Below are 18,093 nucleotides of genomic sequence, written 5' to 3' on the forward strand. Positions count from 1 at the left end.
CAGAAAACGGGGGAACGTGAAACAGGACGGTGGCAGTGCGCGGTGCTCAGCCTTCCACCACGCTCTTTTCGATCGGCTCGACGGTGACGCCCTTGCTGCGCAGGAACTCCATCGCCGCCAGCACCTCCTCCTTCTTGCCGCTCAGCAGCACCGCCATGATGCCGATCTCGTTCTGCACGCTGGCCTGGCGGATGTCGAAGACCACGTCGGGGAACTTGCGGCTCATCTGCCAGATGATCGGCTGCTCGACCTGAGCACGGGTCGGGAAGGTGAACCAGCAGCGGCGGGAATACTGTTCTGACATGTCCTTCACTTCATCTGACATGACAACCTGAGAAGGTGAGGGGGTGAGCAGATGAACAGAAGTTGCGTGCGGTATTTCTCACCTTGTCACCTTGTCATGCGCCCCACCCGCGATCGCCGGAACAATGCTGATCTCGTCGCCTTCTTTCACGGGCGTGTCCAGATTCTTCAGGAAACGGATGTCCTCGTCATTCAGATAGACGTTGACGAAGCGGTTGAGTTGATTGGGGCCTTTGAACAGGCGAGTTTCGATTCCGGCGGCGGCGTTCTTGAGATTATTCAGCACTTCGCCGACGCTGGCGCCGCTGGTCTCAATCACATCGGCGCCATTGGTGTAGTTCCGCAGGGGCGAGGGGATTCGTACCTTCACGCTCATCAGCTCAGCACTCCAGTCCAGCTCAAAATCCGTTGCCTCGGACGCGCCACCGTTGGCCGCGCCTCCGGGACGATTATAGTGCAATCAGGCCGTTGTTGCGACCTTGCGGCCGGCGGGACGCGAGGCCGGCGGCAACACCCCGCCGTTCTGCTGCTTCAACAACGCATCGAACTCCGTGATCTTCGGATCAATCACGACCGGATATGGCAGCTCATCGGCCACCACTTCCTGCGTCTTCAGCCCGTTGCCGGTAATGCTGACCACAATCGACTCGTCGCGGGGAATGCGACCCTGCTCCAGCAGCTTGATCGTCGCGGCCAGTGTCGTACCGCCGGCCGGTTCGGTCCAGATCCCTTCGGTGCGCGCCAGGAGCTTGATCGCATCGACAATTTCACGATCCGTGGCGCTCTCGCCCCAGCCACGCGATTCCTGCACCACCTTGTAGGCGTAATACCCGTCAGCCGGGTTGCCGATGGCGATGCTCTTGGCGATGGTGTTGGGTTTCTGCGGTTCGATGATGTCGCTGCCTTTGTGAATCGCCGTGACCACCGGGTTGCACCCCGCCGCCTGCGCTGAATAGATCTTCGGCTTATTGTCCGCCACCAGCCCCAGCTCGATCAGTTCCCGATACGCCTTGTAGACCTTAGGCAGGATGGTTCCCCCGGCCGTCGGGATGATCGTGTGCTGCGGCAGTTCCCAGCCCAGTTGTTCGGCGATCTCAAAGCCGTAGGTCTTGGCGCCCTCCGTGTAGTAAGGCCGCAGGTTCACGTTCACGATCGCCCAGCCATACTTGTCGGCGATTTCGGTGCACAGGCGGTTCACGTCGTCGTAGTTGCCGCGAATCCGCACCATCGTCGGCCCGAAGATCAGCGAACCCAGCACCTTTCCCTGCTCCAGATCATGCGGGATCATCACGAAGCAGCGGATGCCCGCCTGCGCCGCATGCGCCGCGGTGCTGTTGGCCAGGTTTCCCGTCGAAGCACACCCGACCGTGTCGAAGCCGAACTCCACGGCCTTGGAAATTGCCACCGCGACCACCCGCTCCTTGTACGAGTACGTCGGGTAGTTGCAGGAATCGTCCTTGATCCAGAGCTGCTTGCAGCCAAGCTCGCTGGCCAGGCGATCGGCACGCTTCAGCGGCGTGAAGCCGGAGTGAAATCCGCTTACCGGCTTGTCCACCGGAAGCAGGTCCTTGTACCGCCACAGGCTCTTGGGCCCGCGGGCGATCGACTCCCGCGTCACCTTTCCCTTCATCTTCGCGTAGTCGTATTCGACTTCGTAAGGTCCGAAACATGACTCGCACACGTGCACCGGCGCCACCGGCACGCGATGTCCGCATTCCTTGCACCGCAGGCCAAGAACGTAGCTCATGATTCGTCAGCAGGCAGCATGCACGAAGCAGCGGACAGTAAAGCACACGTCTTCACTGCCTGCCGTCGGCTGCGTGCTGCCTGCTCTCCAAAACAGAAAAACCTCTTCCTGCGATAAGAAGAGGCTTCGTGAACGTCTGATGCAGCTTCTTCTTATCTTCCCCACCGGATGACCATCATCCGACAGGCGGGAATTAGCACCACTGCGTCAGGGTCTTCTCAATCAAGCCAACAAGGCAAAACACCCTTCGCCGGTTGCTGTGGCTTCATCGGGCCCGGCCCTCTGCCACTCTCGATAAGAGATCCGTATTTACTTGTTCGGACGACGTGAATTCTAGTTGCGGCCGCCGCGCTGTCAAGTTGCACTGTCACGCCCGGCCATCACGTACAATGCTTTCCACACAGGAAAAGACGGAGCCGACACGTGTTTGATCGATTCTATTACGGCGTCTGCTACTACCCCGAGGCGTGGGACCCGCGCAGGCATGAGTCGGATATCCAGCGCATCGCGCGGGCCGGATTCAACCTTGTCCGCATGGGCGAAGGCGCCTGGAGCTACTGGGAGCCACAGGAAGGCAGATACCAGTTCGAGCTTTTCGACCGTGTCATCGAGCTGTGCCGCCGGCACGGAATTCGTGTGATTCTGGGCACTCCCACCTACGCCGGCCCGGCCTGGATCGCCAACAAGTACCCCGAAGTACTGCGATGGAACTTTGAGCGCATCCCGATGAAGCATGGCAGCCGGCGTTTCTACAACTACACCTCGCCAAAGTTCCTGGAGTTGTCCGACCGAATCTGCACCGCGCTGGCTGAACACTATAAAGACAACGACGCGGTGATCGGCTGGCAGCTCGACAACGAGTTCAACTGCCATATGGACGTCAGCTACGCCCCCAGCGATACGCTGGCGTTCCGCGCCTGGCTGAAAAGCAAATACCGCACGATCGAGCGGCTGAACCGGGCGTGGGGCACGAAGTTCTGGTCGCAGACCTACAGCGACTGGGACGAAATCGACCTGCCACATCCGACGGCGACGGTGCTGAACCCCACGCAGTTGCTCGATGAATCGAGGTTCATCAGCGACACCGTCGTGTCATTTGCCCAGCGACAGGCCGCCATACTGCGCCGCTTCAACAGGCGATGGCTCATCACCCACAATGGCTTGTTCGGAAACATCGATGGCCCGGCGCTGGCGGCTAAGCTCGACTTCTTCTCCCACGATCAGTACCCGCTGTTCTACAACGACTGGCCGCAGTACGCGCTGGACCTGGTGCAGGCCCGCAGCCTGTCGTTTCCCTGGGCAATCCTGGAGCAGCAGTCGGGCCCCGGCGGGCAGATGCACTACCTGCACCGCACGCCCCGCCCCGGCGAAATCAGACTCTGGGCCTGGCAGAGCATCGCCCACGGCGCGCGACTGCTGAGCTATTTCCGCTGGCGGACCTGCCCGTATGCTCAGGAGCAGCATTGGCACGGACTGCTCGATCCGGACAACCGCGACAACCGACGATTGCAGGAGGCCACCACCGTCGGACGCGAGCTGCGCCGGTTGCCACCGGATCTTCTGGACGCTCCGGTCGTGCGATCCGTTGCACTGCTTCGCGACTTCGACAACGACATCAATGAGCGGCGCATCAACACCTATATCCAGGACGGCGCATGGGAACTTGGGCGATGGCATGCGGCGCTGGCGAAAATGCACATCCCGGTGGACATCGTCTGGCCCACGTCGGATCTGAGCGGCTATCGCGTGCTGGTGGCGCCGCATCTGAAGATCCTTGACGCGGCGATCGTGAAGCGGATGTACGCTTTCGTCCGCGGCGGCGGGACGCTGATCCTGGGCGCGCAGAGCGGATCCAAGGATCGCAACGGCCATCTTGTGCAAAGGCCTCTGCCCGGCCTGCTGTGCACGCTGGCCAATGTCCAGATCGACGACTGGACCACGCTGCCGCAGAACCAGACGCGCACCGCGCGCATGGCCGACGGCGGGGCATCGATCGAGATGATCAGTTTTGTCGAGCGTCTGAGGCCCCTCAGCCGCTCGACGAAGGTTCTGGCGACATGGGTCACGGACGACGATCTGCTGCCGCCGGGCAGCGCCGCCATCACGCTTCATCGCATCGGCAGGGGCGCAGTGATCTACATCGGCGGATATCTGCCGACCCACGCCATCAACGCCTTCGTGCGCGCCATGATCGATGATCTGTCAGTGTCTGCGACGATCGATGCTTCCGAGCAGGTCGAGGCCGTCGCCCGGCAGATGTCCAGCGGAACCGCGATCTTCCTGCTGAACCACGACCGCAGCAGCCAGCGCGTCGCGGGTCTGGCCGATGGAGCAATGGAGTTGCTCACAGGCCGGCGCGTGAGCGGCGGGCACCTGGTCCTGCCGCCGCGCGGAGTGGCGATCGTGGCGCCGCGTTCAGCTCGTGGCCGGCGATGAACCTCGATGCGGCTCAGCGCACGCCGCGCGCAATCAGTTCGAGTTGGGCGGCGGTCAGCAGCCAGTGCAGCACTGCCCGCCCCGGCCTGACTTCACCGGCGAACTCGAGCAGGCAGGCGCCGGCCTTGCCCAGCTTCACGGGCGAAAAGTTCCGTTCCGCGATCGCCAGACCCACCAGTTGGCTCAGGATCGGCTCGTGCCCGACCAGCGCGATCGAGCGCATCGCCGCCGGCTGGGAATTGAGCCAGTCGATGATCCGGACCGGATCCTGACCCGGCGCCAGGCACTGCACCTCCTGGATGTCCAGGTCCTGGTACTGCCGCGACACGATCCGGGCCGTTTCCATGGCCCGCACGAATGGACTGCTGGCCAACAGGTCGATCCGCTCGACCATTTCCGCCAATGCCCTGGCGGTGCGACGGACTGCCTTGCGTCCTTCCTCGGTCAGCGGCCGCTTCTGGTCCGGCTCGCCGCTGCGGGCGAATATCTCCTGGTCCTCGGCTTCTCCATGACGAATGATCAGCACGTTCATGGACTGCTCCTCTCTGATCCCTGCGGCACAGCGGCATGGTGACTTACCCGCATGCGCACAGCCCGTGCCGGCTGCCGCGGCGCCATTAGCGACCGCGCCCACGGCTCACAGGATGAACCGGCTCAGGTCCTCGTCTTTGACGATATCCGCCAGCCGTTCGCGAACGTACTGGCCGGTGATCGTCACGTGCTTTTCCTTCATGTCCGGTGCGTCGAAGCTGATGATCTCAAAAACCCGCTCCATGATCGTATAGAGCCTTCGCGCGCCGATGTTCTGGGTGCGGCGATTGACGTCATAGGCGATCTGGGCCATCGCGTCGATCGCGTCATCGCTGAACTCCACCGTCAGCCCCTCGGTGCTCAGCAGCGCCGCCTGCTGTCGCGTCAGCGAATTCTTCGGCTCGCGCAGAATCCGCACGAAGTCCTCCCTGGTCAGGTCCTGAAGCTCCACGCGGATCGGAAACCGGCCCTGAAGCTCGGGCATCAGATCACTGGGCTTGCTCTGATGAAACGCGCCGGCGGCGATGAACAGAATGTGATCCGTCCTCACCGGACCGTAACGCGTCATCACCGTGCTGCCCTCGACGATCGGCAACAGGTCGCGCTGCACGCCCTGGCGGCTGACGTCCGGGCCGTAGGCCTTGTCGGTTCCCGCGATCTTGTCGATCTCATCCAGGAAAATGATCCCCGACTGCTCGACCCGATCGATCGCTTCGGCGGTAATCTTCGACTTGTCGATCAGCTTCTCGGCCTCCTGCGAGAACAGGACCTTGCGCGCATCGCGCACGCTCATCCGCTTGGTCTCGCGTTTGGTCGGCAGCATCTTCTCGAACATGTTCTGAAACTCGATGTCCATCTCCAGCCCGGCCTGTCCGAGCACGCCGACAACCGTGCCGCGCTCCTCGATGGTCAGCTCGACGGTCCGATCCTCCAGCACGCCGGCGCGAAGCTGCTCGCGCAGTTTTTCCCGCGTGCGGGAGTGCTTTTTCTGTTCCGCGTCATCCTCCACATCCGACACGCCCGCTGAAGCGGGCAAGCCCCCGGGCATCGGCAGCAGCAGGTCCAGCAGGCGTTCCTCGACCTGCTTTTCGGCCTCGGGCTTGACCGTTTCGGTCATCTCCGCGCGGACCATGTTGATGGCGTAATCCAGCAGGTCGCGGATCATCGAATCCACATCGCGTCCGTGGTAGCCGACCTCGGTGAACTTGGTCGCCTCGATCTTGATGAACGGCGCGCCGGTCAGCCCCGCCAGACGACGGGCGATCTCGGTCTTGCCCACGCCCGTCGGGCCGATCATCAGGATGTTCTTGGGCCAGATATCCTGCCGGAGGTTTTCCGGAAGTTGCTGCCGACGCCAGCGGTTGCGAATCGCGATGGCCACGGCGCGCTTGGCCTGGTCCTGGCCAACGATGTACTTATCCAGCTCACAAACGATCTGTCTGGGTGTCAAATGACGCATGGTTGAACATCTTATCGCCCCTGCCCGCAAAATGGGGAACCGCTGAACATATCCAAGCTGCCGATCCGGCATGCGCTTCTAAATCTGATTGCCAATTCGCACGATGAGCAGCAGAGGCCGCCACACTGTTGCGGTGCTTTACAATGGTCACGGACCTGATCCTGGCTGCGCGACTGGATTTTGCCGGCTTCGCCGCGATCACGCTGGCGGCGATGGCGCTGTCGCACTGGTGGATCCGCCGCCGGTACGAGTCTGCGCGGCTGCCCGTCTGGACCTGGATCGTGTCCATGGTTCTGCTGGCGGCAAGCTATGCAGCCAGCGAGCTGGCCAGCAAGATCGAGCACGATCGCCTGCGCGGCATGATCGAGGGGCTGGCGCCAACGTACGCCGAGGAACTGGCCCGCGCCGGACATGACAGGCTCTCGTTCGACACCCCGCCTGACGATCCGCTTTACCTTCAGTTGATCGAAATGCAAAAGCGCTGGCTGCGGAACAACCCGCGCGTGGCGGACATCTATACCGTGGCCAGGCGCGCCGACGGCGGGTACGCATTTTTGGTCGATTCGGAAACCGATTACGATGGCGACGGCCAATACCAGGGCCAGCGCGAGGCGCGCACCCCGATCGGCGAAAGCTTCGACGACGCCGACGAAAAGCTCGCCGCCGCCTTCGGCGGAAAGCCGACCTTCGACTGCGAACCGTTCACCGATCGCTGGGGAACCTGGGTGTGCTCGTATTTCCCCATCCGCGATGCCAACGGGCAGGTCAGCGCCGTCCTCGGTGTGGACTACCACGCCCATGATTGGAACGCCGCCGTTCTGCGCGCACGCGCGACCATTCTGGGTTTTGCCGGGCTGCTGATCGCGGTAATCCTCGGATCCTCCGTGAATCTGACCGTAGTGCGCCAGGAGTTGATCCGACGCACCGCCGTCGAAGAGGCGCTTCGCCAGAGCGAAGCCAACTTCCGCCAGCTTGCCCTTCATGATCGATTGACCGATCTGCCCAACCGGGCCCTGCTGCACGATCGGCTGAGCCAGGCGGTGCTGCGGGCGCAAAGGCACCCCGAATACAAGTTCGCCCTGATGTTCCTGGATCTGGACCGTTTCAAGCTGATCAACGACGGCCTGGGGCACGCCGCGGGCGATCTGCTGCTGCGAGCTGTCGCAGACCGCCTGCGCGCCGTCCTTCGCGACGGCGACACCATCGCCCGCGCCGAACTGCAACTCGGGTATGATTCGGCCTGCTCGTTCGCGGCGCGTCTGGGCGGCGATGAGTTCGTCGTCCTGCTCGATTCCATCTCTGGCAACGAGGATGTCCAGATCGTTGCTTCGCGCATCCTGCGGGCGCTGTCCGAGCCTTTTATGCTCAACGGACAGGCGATCCATCCGGGCGTGAGCATCGGCATCGCCCTGAGCGATCCTCGATACGATTCCGGCGAGCAGATGCTCCGCGACGCCGACACCGCGATGTACCACGCCAAGGCGCAGGGTCGCGGCCGGCACGCCATCTTCCATCCTGCCATGCACGCTCGGGTGCTCGAACGGCTTACGGCCGAAAACGACCTGCGCCAGGCGATTGCGCGTGGCCAGCTCAGCCTGGAGTTTCAGCCGATCATCTCTCTGACCGACCGCCGCCTGCGCGGGTTCGAAGCGCTGGCGAGGTGGAACCACCCGGTCCGCGGGCGCGTCTCCCCGGAACTGTTCATCCCCTTGGCCGAGGAAACCGGGCTGATCGTGCCCCTGGGACTGTGGGTCCTGGAACAGGCCTGCCAGATGCTGGCACAGTGGAAACAGCAGATGCCCCGGCATGCCGAATCGCTGACGATGAACATCAACGTGTCGCGGCGGCAGTTCGAGTCGGCGGGACTCGTCGAGCAGATCGCCTCGGTGCTTCAACGGACAGCGCTGCCGCCGTCGGCACTGAAGATCGAGATCACCGAGAGCCTGATTGCACACGATCCAGTGGCAACCGCGCGGGTGATGGCGCAGCTCAAGGCGATGGGCGTGGGCCTGGTGATCGACGACTTCGGCACCGGCTCGTCATCGCTGGGCAATCTGCACAGCTATCCGCTGGAGGGATTGAAGATCGATCGCTCGTTCATTTCCCACGCCTCACTTCGCCGGGACTACGCTGCGGTGATCAATTCGATCATCGATTTGGCGCGAAACCTGGGGATGACGGTGGTCGCCGAGGGGGTGGAGACGCGCGAGCAGTCGGCATTGCTCCAGGCGTTGGGATGCGAGCTGGCGCAGGGGTTTCTGTTTGCCCGTCCGCTGCCCGCCGCCGACGCCGCAGCCTTCATCGCCGCTCACGCCCTGCCCGCCGCCAATGCCGCCGCGTAGCGCGCCAGCACCCGCGTGTGAAGCGGCGGGCAACCGATCCCCGGCTCATGTGCGGCCCGGCGCGGGGACGCCCGCTTCTTCGCGGCTGTTGACGGCGCGTGGCAGCGGTTGGCCCTGCTCGTCCTTGAACAGCCGCGGGAACGCCATCCGCAGTTGCTTTCGCCGCTCGGGATCCTTGCTGCGGGGCATCACGCCCTGGTAGGCAAAGCGATGGGCGATGCCGGAATACGTATGGGGTCCGGTCCAGATGCTGATGATGTTCCGCCGCGGGATCTCCGAGCGGTTCGGCCCGCCGCCGTGGATGATGTTCACGTGAAACAGCACCGCCGACCCCGCAGGGCACTTCACCGTCACCGGCTCGATGTCCCTGGGCAGCTTCGCCTCGGGGATGTGCATGTCCGACGGCGGCACCGACTCGTGCGGGATGCGATGCGTGCCCGGGTAGACCACGGTTGCGCCGTTGGCCTGGCTCATCTCGTCCAGACAGATCATCGCTGTGAGCAGGTTGGGCGAGGTGTGCTGGAGGTAAGGCAGGTCGCGGTGCCAGACGAACGCGCTGCTGACGCGCGGCGCCTTGATGATCGCCTTGTAGTTGTGAAACGCGAACTCGCTGGTGCCAAACAGCGTCTCCAGCACGTCCAGCAGCGGCTCGTGGCAGATCAAATCCGCGAAGATCGGATCGAACATCGGCAGCTCCATGATGAGCTTGATGGCGTCGCCGATCCTTTCCGGCGGCAGGTCGTTGGTCTGGGGCTGGAACTTGAGAAAGTCCTGCTCGAGCTGAATATGCACGCGCAGGCTGGGCGGAAGGCGGTTGTAGTTGCTGGTGATCCTGTCCGCCGCCGCGCGCAGCCGCCCGAGCAACTCGGCATCCACGCAGTCGGGCACGACCACATATCCATCCCGCTCGTAATCGGCCTTCCACCGTTGGGGTTCGTGCTTCATGGCTGCTCGCTTCCTTAAACAGTGTCACGGGCGTCCCGCCCATTCCGGGCACGCGCTCGATCAAGAGAAGAGCTGCGTATGAGAGTCTTCTTCAGTTCCCATCGCATCCTGCACGGCCGGGACGGCCGTGATACGAGCGACCGCCTTCGATGTCAGGCGGTTCTTTCATTCCCTTTCGCTTGCCGCGCCGACTGTGTACGTCAGATCATCAAAGTAGACGTCGCACCACTTGCTGTTGGCCCACTGCATGTTGAACACGCCGAAGCGGTTGAAGACGGCGCCCGCGGCCTTGGCGCCGGCGGCAAGCGGCGTGGTGATCTTCTGATCCCCCAGCGTGAAGGTGATGGCTCCGCGGCCGTCGGCGGCGGCGGGGTCGTACTCCAGCGTCCACTCGTACACTCTGCCGCCCGGCTCGAACGTGATGTAATCGCCCGGGCGGTCCCTGGTCCCCTGCGATGTGCCGTATAACGGCTGAACGATCCTGCCGACATCCGAGAGGCTGTCGAAATACACGCCGACGAAGTTCCTGATCGGCCAGCCCTGCTCGGCGGAGTTGAACCATCCGATTGCCATCGTGGCGTCGATGCAGTGTTCCTTCGACGCGAACTTGCCGCTGGCGACCAGCCGATCGTTCAAGCTCAGGGACCCGATCCGGTCGCCGTAATAAGCCTTGAACTGCTCTTCACCCGGATCGCAGCTCATGAATCGCCCGCCAAGCTCGCCCGGTCTTCCCCCCGCGAAGCTGGTGTTGGCGCTGTAGCCGAACTGGTTGTAGGCGTACTGATCCGGGTCGCGATATCGCCGGCGGTTGCCCGATCCTTCCCACTTGGGGTCCGTGGCAAAGTCGAAATGCTGGCCATCGATGATCAGGTCGTCGAAATAGGCGATGATTCGCCGGCCGGGAATTCGCGGCGGAAACACGCCAAAGTGCGTGAACTTGGCCCCGATCTTGCGCAGGTGCCTGGCGATGCGGAGGCGCGACTCTTTGCCGTCGAACGTGAAGATGATCTCGCCCGCGCCGTCCCCGCCGCTCGGATCGTACCTCAGCGACCACTCGTGCCTGGATCCATCCGGCGGGATACGAAGCAGATCTTCATCTTTCAGCTCGCGTACGAGCTTTTCCTGATCCCCGCCGAGCTTGTTGACGAACGTCCCGCCCGCCTGCCACTGGCTCGTGCCGTAGCTGATCTCCACAAAAGCACCGTCCGGATCGTGCGTCGATTGCAGCCGAAACCCGATGAAGTTTCTGGGCCGCCAGATCAGGCTCTTCTCGTCAGCCTCGAACCAGCCTACGAATACGTTGGAGCTGTTCTGCCAGCCGGTGCCGGAAGCGGATTCGATCACCTGAATCGAACCGGAGGCGCTGAGTGCATCGTCCATCGACTTGCTGCCCAGCGGCTTGCCGTACCACGCCGGCCGAATGCTCGACCAGAACTCCCCGCCGATCGCTTTGCGCGCCGGGTCGTAGCCGAAGTTCTGATTGATCAGCGGCGGATTGAGCGGGCGGATGCGGTTGTTGCGAGCATCCCATTTCGGATCGGAATCGAAGCTCTGCGTGCGCGTCTGCGTCTTCCTGGCGGTCGTTGCAGGCTCCTGAGCAAGCCCCGCGCAGACCAACAGCACTGATGCCGAGACCAATGCAATCCAGCGTGTCATGCCTGCTCCGCCGAACCGAACCAGAACGAGTAGAGCTTGGTTCCGCGCATCTCGAACGCCAGCCGCACCGGCCTGCCCGCCAGCGCGCTGGTGTCGGCTGCCCCGTCCTTCCACGTCACCATCCTGGCCATGTAGTCGCCATTGATGAACTGGCAGTCGTCAATGGTGAAGCCCGGGATGGCCTGGCCGGATTCGTCGAGGATCGCGACGCGACCTTCTCCGCTGGCCGACGTGTTGACGTTGAGGAACAATCGCGAGCCGTCAAAGATGAACGGCCTGGTCACCAGCCTGCCGCCGGTGTAGGCAAAATCCGCTGAGACGAACCCGTCGATCCGCTGCGAGACGCGAAGGTATCCCCCAAGCTCGCGTCCCTGAAGCCGGGTCCGCGCGCCCGTGTCGCCGTGCGTGAATGTATAACCGGCGTAGAACTGATCGATCCGATCCTTGTGATACAGCAGCCCGGGGAAGATCATGTTCACCCAGAAACACAACCCTTCCTCGTGATGCACGGGCACGTATGGCGTGCGGTAGCGCGTCCAGAGGATCCCGTCGCGGCTGACCGCAAGCTGCGTGTCCAGCGAGCCGTCGTTGGTCTTGCCGCCCAGCTTCAGCGCAGGCTCGTTCAGGTATTTGCGATTCGGATGGTTGTAGTGGTAGTAGGGAGTCGGAAAGCCCACATACACATCGGGCGTCGGCGCGTACTTCACGCACGAGTTGGTGTACAGGTCCGTGCCCGGCGGATCGTCGTTGTCGCGCGCCATCACCACCGTAAACGGCCCCTGCCAGGGTTCATCCATTGACGATGTCTCGAATCGCGCCACCGAACGTCCCAGTGGTTCGGACTGTGGAAACGGGATGTTCGGGTTGATCCGGATCTGTGGCGACTTGTACCAGTCCTCGCCGCCGCCGTGCGAGACCTTGAAGTAATGCACGTACTTGCGCCGCTGGTCGTCCCAGAACGTCGAAAGCTGGCTGTCGGAGTGATGCGGGCTGAGGCGCTGCGGATGTTGCGTGAAGCGAATGCCATCCGGCGAGGTGAACAGCACCATGCCATCCCTGTCGCTGGAAAGGAAGGCGTACTGCCGCTCCCGTGGCGCGTTGGGATCGATGATGACCGTTCCCTCGCGCTGCATCTCGATCACGATGTTGTTTTTCTTCGACCCGTCACGCTCGATCACCCCCAGGTCCGGCTTTTCCCAGTGGATTCCGTCACGCGACGTGGCCAGTGCCAGACACCAGCGCTGTCCGCCCTGTACCACGATCGGCACGTAGTACATCCGGTACTCTTTGGCCAGGTGATCCCACAGGACGTTCGCGTAGCTGGTCAGCCCGCCGCGTTCCCAGGCTTGGTCGGCGATAAGCGCCAGGCCCTTTCGCTCGGGGGGATTGACGGTCAGCACGACGTTGTGCCTTTCGGCGGTCAGCCAGTCGTCGATAAACAGGTGTTTGTGGCCGCCAAGCTTGTGCGGCGAGCCGGGTAGCGCGGAAGGTTCGGCCGGCGCCTGCTGCGCCTGCGCCGGGCCGAACGAAATCCCCGACCCCGCCATCGCCACCGTCGCCGCTGCCATCCGCACGAAGTTCCGCCGGCTCATTTCGCTCACCCGGCCAGACTGATTCAATTCGAACATGCCCAGTAGTCTCCGAGTCTGCATTACTCGCGCATCAGATTTGCACCCAGGTTTCGCGGCGACAGATCCACCTTGAGCTGTGTCGGCGGGGTGTCCGCCGGCGCCGCCGGAAGCGCCGCCGCCTTGCCGAGGCACGGCGACTGCTCCGACAAGCGATACGATGGCAGGATCTGGAACTGCCCCGCCCCGCCAGTCTCGCCGCGCACGTCGCCCCAAACCGTCAACTCATTGCCACTGGCGTCGGCAATCACGCCCCACCGCTGGGCGATGCGGATGATCCGTCCGACCAGTCTGCCCGGCCGCGAAATCGACGATGCCAGCTCCACCCGGCTTTGCACTCTTGCCGCATCGTAGCTGATCGACTTGAACTGTCCCTGCACGCCGTCATTCACGAACAGCGGATCGCCCGCGAAGTTGGACTTCATCACCAGCAGTTCGGAGCCGTCGGCGGCAGTCGCGGCAGGCGGATCGCTGCCGGCGAAGATGTTGTTCATCACCACCGACGGCCGGATGTGCGAGTAGCGAGCATTGCTGTACGAAATCGCCCCCCCCGGACTGTCGGCGATCGTGTTGTTCGCCAGCAGCATCCATGAGTCCACGCACGTGATCACTCCCGCGCTGGCCACAAACAGATTGTCGTGAATCCGTGCCCTTCCCTCCTTGCTCAGCCGCAGCGCGCCGCCGACGTTGCCGGCGAACACGTTCTGCGCCAGCAGCGGCTCGGAGCTTTTCATGACGTACATCCCCCCGCCGTCGTCCTCGGCCGTGTTGTTCACGATCCAGTTGCCCACGATCTCCGCCGACGAGTCGTATTCGCAGTAGATGCCCCCGGCATCGCTGTTGCCGCCAACACGGTTGCCCAGAATCACATTGCCGGCCACCCGGGCGCGCGATGTCAGCGCCGAAGCATGGCTTAACGAGATCCCTCCGCCGTTGCTGCTGCGGGCACGCTTCTTTTTGTCCGGGTCGTTGTCCTTCAGCCCGGTGCGGTTCTCGACGATGACGTTGTTCTCAATGATCGGCAGGCTCAGGTTCCGCGCGGCGATGCCCCCGCCGTTGCCGACGTTTGTCCTGTTGCGCGCAATGATGTTGTTGGTGATCAGCGGGTTGGCCCCGTCGATGCAGGCGATGCCTCCGCCGTCGTGTCCCACCTGGTGGAACAGCCCCCAGACGTAGTCCGCCGGCTCCACCGCGAGGTTCTCGATGATGATGTTGTTGGAGATGACCGGCGAGCTGCGGCGGCAGAGGATCCCCCCGCCGTGGCCGTCAGCCCGGCCGTTGCGGATCACAAACCCGTCGATGCGGGCGTGGTCGGCGCCGACGACCGGCCGACGAGTGTTTTCGCCATCGATCACGCTCGCATGCGCGAAAATGTCCCGCGACCAGTTGTCCGGATCAAAGCCCCCGTAAAGATCCACGTAAGGCTTAAGCTCGACGGTCGCACCGCCGTAGACCCCGGCCGACACCAGGATCGCGCAGCGTTTATCGGCTGATGCGTCGCGAGCCTGTGACATCGCCGCTTCGATGCTGGCCAGCGGTTTTTCGCCGCTGCCGTCGGCGGCGTCTGAGCCAGTCGTCTGCGAGACGTAAATAACCCTGGCATACCGGGACAAATCCACGGCTTCGGTCTGCGGGCCGACCTTACCCGCGCTGCCTGGCCCCGCAGCCGCCGGTGCCTGTGCATCCAGCGACGCTGTCAACCCCAAACCAAGCAGCAGAAGCCAGATGCACCGCCGCCCCGCCAGCCCGGCCCCAGCCGCAAATCCAAATGCCGATCGATCGTACTGTGCGCGAAGTGGTGTGGACATAGACAGAAGGGACGGGATATGCCGCCCGGGGATGTGGTGTACCCGAAGGGCTGGCGGGGGTGCAAGAAAATAATCGTTAAAATGTTAAATTTATTGAAAATCACGATTTCGCGTGCCGCAAGCCGCGGTGCACGCACCGCCTCAGTCGATCCAATCACAGACAGCGGACACCATTATCTATTGATCCCCTTCCACCTCACGGACAGCCCCCTTTTATCTATTATCTCTTTGACTGCGCGATTGAACGGAGATATAAGATTGTTATATGAGAACCCGAAAAGGTTCAGCTTCAGCGGCCGTCATCGAAAAGCCTGATGTCAGTTTGACTTCCGGGGATGGCGAGTCCTCCAGCAAGCAGCCTCGCCTCACTCGCCACCACATCCGCGAAACCCTTCAGCGGATGATCCTCACCGGCGAGCGAAAGCCGGGCTCCAAGCTCCGCCAGCAGGAATTGGCCGAGCAGTTCCGCGTCGCCCAGGGCGTCGTCCGCGAAGCTTTGCTGGAACTGCGCGCGTATGGCCTGGTCGAGACCATCGATCGCCGAGGCGTGTATGTCAGCAAGCTCGACAAGGAAAAAGTCCTGGAGAGCTTCGAAGTCCGCGAGATGCACGAGGCCCTGGCCGTGCGACGCTGCTGCGAACGCGTGACCCGCGTGCAGATCCGCGAGCTGATGGACATGGCCGAGCGAATCTACGAGCTGGGCGTGGCGGGCAAGCTCGACGAGATGGGCTCGCTTGACCGCCAGCTTCACTCGCAACTGATCCATCTGTCCGGCAACAGCATGCTGATCCGGCTGGCGGATAACTATCGGGTGTTGGGCAAGTTCGTCCGGGCGGATCGTGATCCCGGCGTGGTGCGCGATGAGCACCTGGCCATCCTGCGGGCCATTCAGGACGGACGCGCCGACGACGCAGAGCGCCTCGTTCGCCAGCACGTCGCCGCCGCACGTATCGCCGTCGAAAAACGCTACGAAAACAGCGAGTTCGAGCCGAAGTGGGTGGTGTAACTCGTCGCAGCGCGCGCACGTCGCCGCACCCGCACGCTCCAACTCGTCTGATTGTCATATGGGCGTGGGTAACTCGGACGGGCGCACGGGGAATCCGCCATGTCTTCATCCAACACCGGCTCCACCTCACCACCACCTTCCGGCACATTACAGCCAACTCCCGAGGCAACTGCGTCTGGGCCGTCCGCTCCGCCCCTGCGACAGCCAGTCTATCGTTCGATTCACCCCGAGCACGCGGCGCAGCCCGATCACCCTGCGCCATCCGCCCAGCCGCAATCTGCTCAGGCCGACATCTTCACCGACCCGGGTGGCAGGCCACGCATCCTTCGCGGCGTGTGCGTCTACAGCGGATCGCCACGCCTGGCTGAACTGGCCGCCCGCATCGGCTTCGAAACCGTCTGGATCGAAATGGAACACGGGCCGGCAGACTACGGCGTCGTCGAAACGCTGTGCGTGGCGATCGAGGCCGGCGGTGCAATCCCCGCGGTGCGAGTGCCCGACGGGCAGCGACATCATGTCCTGCGCGCCTTGGAGGTCGGCGCACGCATCGTCATCGTCCCCATGATCAACACCCCCGAGCAGGCCAGACAGCTTGTGGAGTTCGGCAAGTTCCCGCCACTGGGATGCCGCGGATACAACGTCCGCAGTCGCGGCGTGGGTTACGGCCTGCATCCCGACCGACAAAAGCTCTTCGCCGATGCCGACGCAAGAACCCATCTGTTCGCACAGATCGAAACCCGCCAGGCCGTCGAGAATCTCCCCCAGATCTGTCAGACCCGGGGACTGACCGGCATCTTCATCGGCCCCGGAGACTTGTCCGCGAGTCTGGGCATGCTCGGACACCTCGACGGCCAGGCCATGATCCAGGTCGTCCGCGACTGCGTGCGCCAGGCACGCGCCGCCGGAAAACATGCGGGCATCCTCGTCACGCCCGGCCGGCTGCTCGACGCCGCCATCGAGGCAGGCGCAGACCTGCTGTACTACGGCGGCGATGTCACCGAGCTCACCGTCGCCTGGCCCAAGTTGCTCGAAGTTGTGCGCCCCTACTCGCTGACCACCGCAACCAGCGCCGCCACCGATACAACCTGAGATCCTCACCCCGATGACTGACCAACCCGGCTACTTCGACCTTCAACTCAACGGTTACGCTGGCGTCGATTTCAACACCGACAACCTCACCGCTGAGCAGCTCCATCTGGCCTGCGAGGCACTGCAACGAGACGGCGTGAGCGGATGCCTGGCCACCATCATCACCGAACAACTCTCCGTGATGTGCGCCAGAATCCGCGCCATCGTCTCGCTGCGAGAGCGCGATGAGCTGGCCAGGCGGATCATCGCCGGCCTGCACATCGAAGGGCCGTTCCTCACTCCCAAAAGCGGCTACCCCGGAGCGCATCCCGTCGATGCCATTCGACCCGCGGATCCGGACGCCGCACGCGCCCTGCTCGATGCCTGCAACGGATTGCTCCGCGTGCTCACGCTGGCCCCCGAGCACGATGCCTCATGCCGCGTCATTCGGTTTCTGGCCGAGCGCGGCGTGGTCGTCTCGGCCGGGCATTGCGACCCCACGCTCGATCAGCTTCGCGCCGCCATTGATGCGGGACTGACAATGTTCACTCACCTGGGCAACGGTTGTCCGCCCGTGCTGCATCGCCACGACAACATCATCCAGCGGGCGCTTTACCTGGCCCGCCGTACCAGGCTCTGGTGCTGCTTCATCGCCGACGGCGTGCATATCCCCCCCTTCGCGCTGGCCAACTACCTTAGTCTCGCGGGCATCGAGCGATCAATCGTTGTCACCGACGGCACCGCGCCTTCGGGCCTGGGGCCGGGAACCTACAGCCTGGGACGATGGCGTGTCACCGTCGGCCCGGACATGGTCGCGCGCTCTCCCGACGGCAGCCATTTCCTCGGCTCGGCCAGCACCATGCGCGACCAGCACCGCATCCTGCGCGACCAGCTCGGCCTGGACGAACACACCATCCGCCAACTCACCTGCCTCAACCCCCGCACGGCGATCGGGATGGGTTGACTTGAACAGGGTGACGAATCGCGTCATTCGGCGAAACAAGCGCCCGTCGCCAACTGCACAGTTGGCCGAAGGTATTCCGGCAAGCAGCCCGGCATCGCGTGGCAGTCCGGGACGCGATTGCGTAAGATGATTTGGGCGTTTCAGTGGAAGGGCCAGCCAAGTCTCTGATCGCCGGTGTCCCCGCCGACGAGCACTTGGCT

At 63.3% G+C, this 18,093-nt stretch carries 14 protein-coding genes and 1 riboswitch; of the genes, 5 read left to right on the plus strand and 9 right to left on the minus strand.

Annotated features, from left to right (window positions below; genetic code table 11):
- Positions 1-46: 46 nt before the first annotated feature.
- The 3 genes from ACQS5P_RS00370 to thrC form a co-directional block, all read right to left on the minus strand.
- On the minus strand, positions 47-304 hold the full coding sequence (locus ACQS5P_RS00370) for an NIL domain-containing protein (RefSeq protein ID WP_428938922.1): 258 nt from the start codon (positions 302-304) through the stop codon (positions 47-49).
- A gap of 78 nt (positions 305-382) precedes the next feature.
- Positions 383-679, minus strand: a complete 297-nt coding sequence (locus ACQS5P_RS00375) for a MoaD/ThiS family protein (RefSeq protein ID WP_428938923.1) — start codon at positions 677-679, stop codon at positions 383-385.
- 84 nt (positions 680-763) lie between these two features.
- Positions 764-2,050 (minus strand): threonine synthase, encoded by a 1,287-nt coding sequence (thrC, locus tag ACQS5P_RS00380; RefSeq protein WP_428938924.1) that lies wholly within the window; start codon positions 2,048-2,050, stop codon positions 764-766.
- 149 nt (positions 2,051-2,199) lie between these two features.
- A riboswitch (SAM riboswitch) is annotated at positions 2,200-2,351 on the minus strand.
- 122 nt (positions 2,352-2,473) lie between these two features.
- Here thrC and ACQS5P_RS00385 point away from each other — a divergent pair.
- On the plus strand, positions 2,474-4,486 hold the full coding sequence (locus ACQS5P_RS00385) for a beta-galactosidase (protein WP_428938925.1): 2,013 nt from the start codon (positions 2,474-2,476) through the stop codon (positions 4,484-4,486).
- A gap of 13 nt (positions 4,487-4,499) precedes the next feature.
- Here ACQS5P_RS00385 and sixA read toward each other — a convergent pair whose 3' ends face one another.
- Entirely contained in the window at positions 4,500-5,018 is a 519-nt protein-coding gene (sixA, locus tag ACQS5P_RS00390) for a phosphohistidine phosphatase SixA (RefSeq protein WP_428938926.1), read from the minus strand.
- A gap of 105 nt (positions 5,019-5,123) precedes the next feature.
- The gene (hslU, locus tag ACQS5P_RS00395; protein WP_428938927.1) at positions 5,124-6,476 is read right to left on the minus strand and encodes an ATP-dependent protease ATPase subunit HslU; all 1,353 of its coding nucleotides are present in this window, start codon (positions 6,474-6,476) and stop codon (positions 5,124-5,126) included.
- A gap of 143 nt (positions 6,477-6,619) precedes the next feature.
- Between hslU and ACQS5P_RS00400 the strand changes: the two genes are divergently transcribed.
- A complete protein-coding gene (locus ACQS5P_RS00400) occupies positions 6,620-8,818 on the plus strand; it encodes a putative bifunctional diguanylate cyclase/phosphodiesterase (RefSeq protein ID WP_428938928.1) in 2,199 nt (732 codons plus the stop codon).
- A gap of 45 nt (positions 8,819-8,863) precedes the next feature.
- Here ACQS5P_RS00400 and ACQS5P_RS00405 read toward each other — a convergent pair whose 3' ends face one another.
- The 4 genes from ACQS5P_RS00405 to ACQS5P_RS00420 all read right to left on the minus strand — a co-directional run bounded on the left by ACQS5P_RS00405 (position 8,864) and on the right by ACQS5P_RS00420 (position 14,855).
- Positions 8,864-9,763 carry a phytanoyl-CoA dioxygenase family protein gene (locus ACQS5P_RS00405; RefSeq protein WP_428938929.1) on the minus strand — a complete coding sequence of 300 codons (900 nt, stop codon included), beginning with the start codon at positions 9,761-9,763 and terminating at the stop codon, positions 8,864-8,866.
- 165 nt (positions 9,764-9,928) lie between these two features.
- The gene (locus ACQS5P_RS00410) at positions 9,929-11,419 is read right to left on the minus strand and encodes a hypothetical protein (RefSeq protein ID WP_428938930.1); all 1,491 of its coding nucleotides are present in this window, start codon (positions 11,417-11,419) and stop codon (positions 9,929-9,931) included.
- Positions 11,416-13,047, minus strand: a complete 1,632-nt coding sequence (locus ACQS5P_RS00415) for a twin-arginine translocation signal domain-containing protein (RefSeq protein WP_428938931.1) — start codon at positions 13,045-13,047, stop codon at positions 11,416-11,418. The genes ACQS5P_RS00410 and ACQS5P_RS00415 overlap by 4 nt, the downstream gene beginning before the upstream one ends.
- A gap of 23 nt (positions 13,048-13,070) precedes the next feature.
- Positions 13,071-14,855, minus strand: a complete 1,785-nt coding sequence (locus ACQS5P_RS00420; RefSeq protein ID WP_428938932.1) for a right-handed parallel beta-helix repeat-containing protein — start codon at positions 14,853-14,855, stop codon at positions 13,071-13,073.
- 265 nt (positions 14,856-15,120) lie between these two features.
- Here ACQS5P_RS00420 and ACQS5P_RS00425 point away from each other — a divergent pair, with 265 nt between their 5' ends.
- From ACQS5P_RS00425 to ACQS5P_RS00435, 3 genes are all read left to right on the plus strand, one after another.
- The gene (locus ACQS5P_RS00425; RefSeq protein WP_428938933.1) at positions 15,121-15,861 is read left to right on the plus strand and encodes a GntR family transcriptional regulator; all 741 of its coding nucleotides are present in this window, start codon (positions 15,121-15,123) and stop codon (positions 15,859-15,861) included.
- A 99-nt stretch (positions 15,862-15,960) separates the two neighbouring features.
- Positions 15,961-16,950: an aldolase/citrate lyase family protein gene (locus ACQS5P_RS00430; protein WP_428938934.1), complete on the plus strand. Its 990-nt coding sequence runs from the start codon at positions 15,961-15,963 to the stop codon at positions 16,948-16,950.
- A 13-nt stretch (positions 16,951-16,963) separates the two neighbouring features.
- Positions 16,964-17,893, plus strand: a complete 930-nt coding sequence (locus ACQS5P_RS00435) for an N-acetylglucosamine-6-phosphate deacetylase (protein WP_428938935.1) — start codon at positions 16,964-16,966, stop codon at positions 17,891-17,893.
- Positions 17,894-18,093: the final 200 nt, after the last annotated feature.

This window comes from Fontivita pretiosa, from assembly GCF_050410795.1.
GTDB classification, from domain to species: domain Bacteria; phylum Planctomycetota; class Phycisphaerae; order Tepidisphaerales; family Tepidisphaeraceae; genus Fontivita; species Fontivita pretiosa.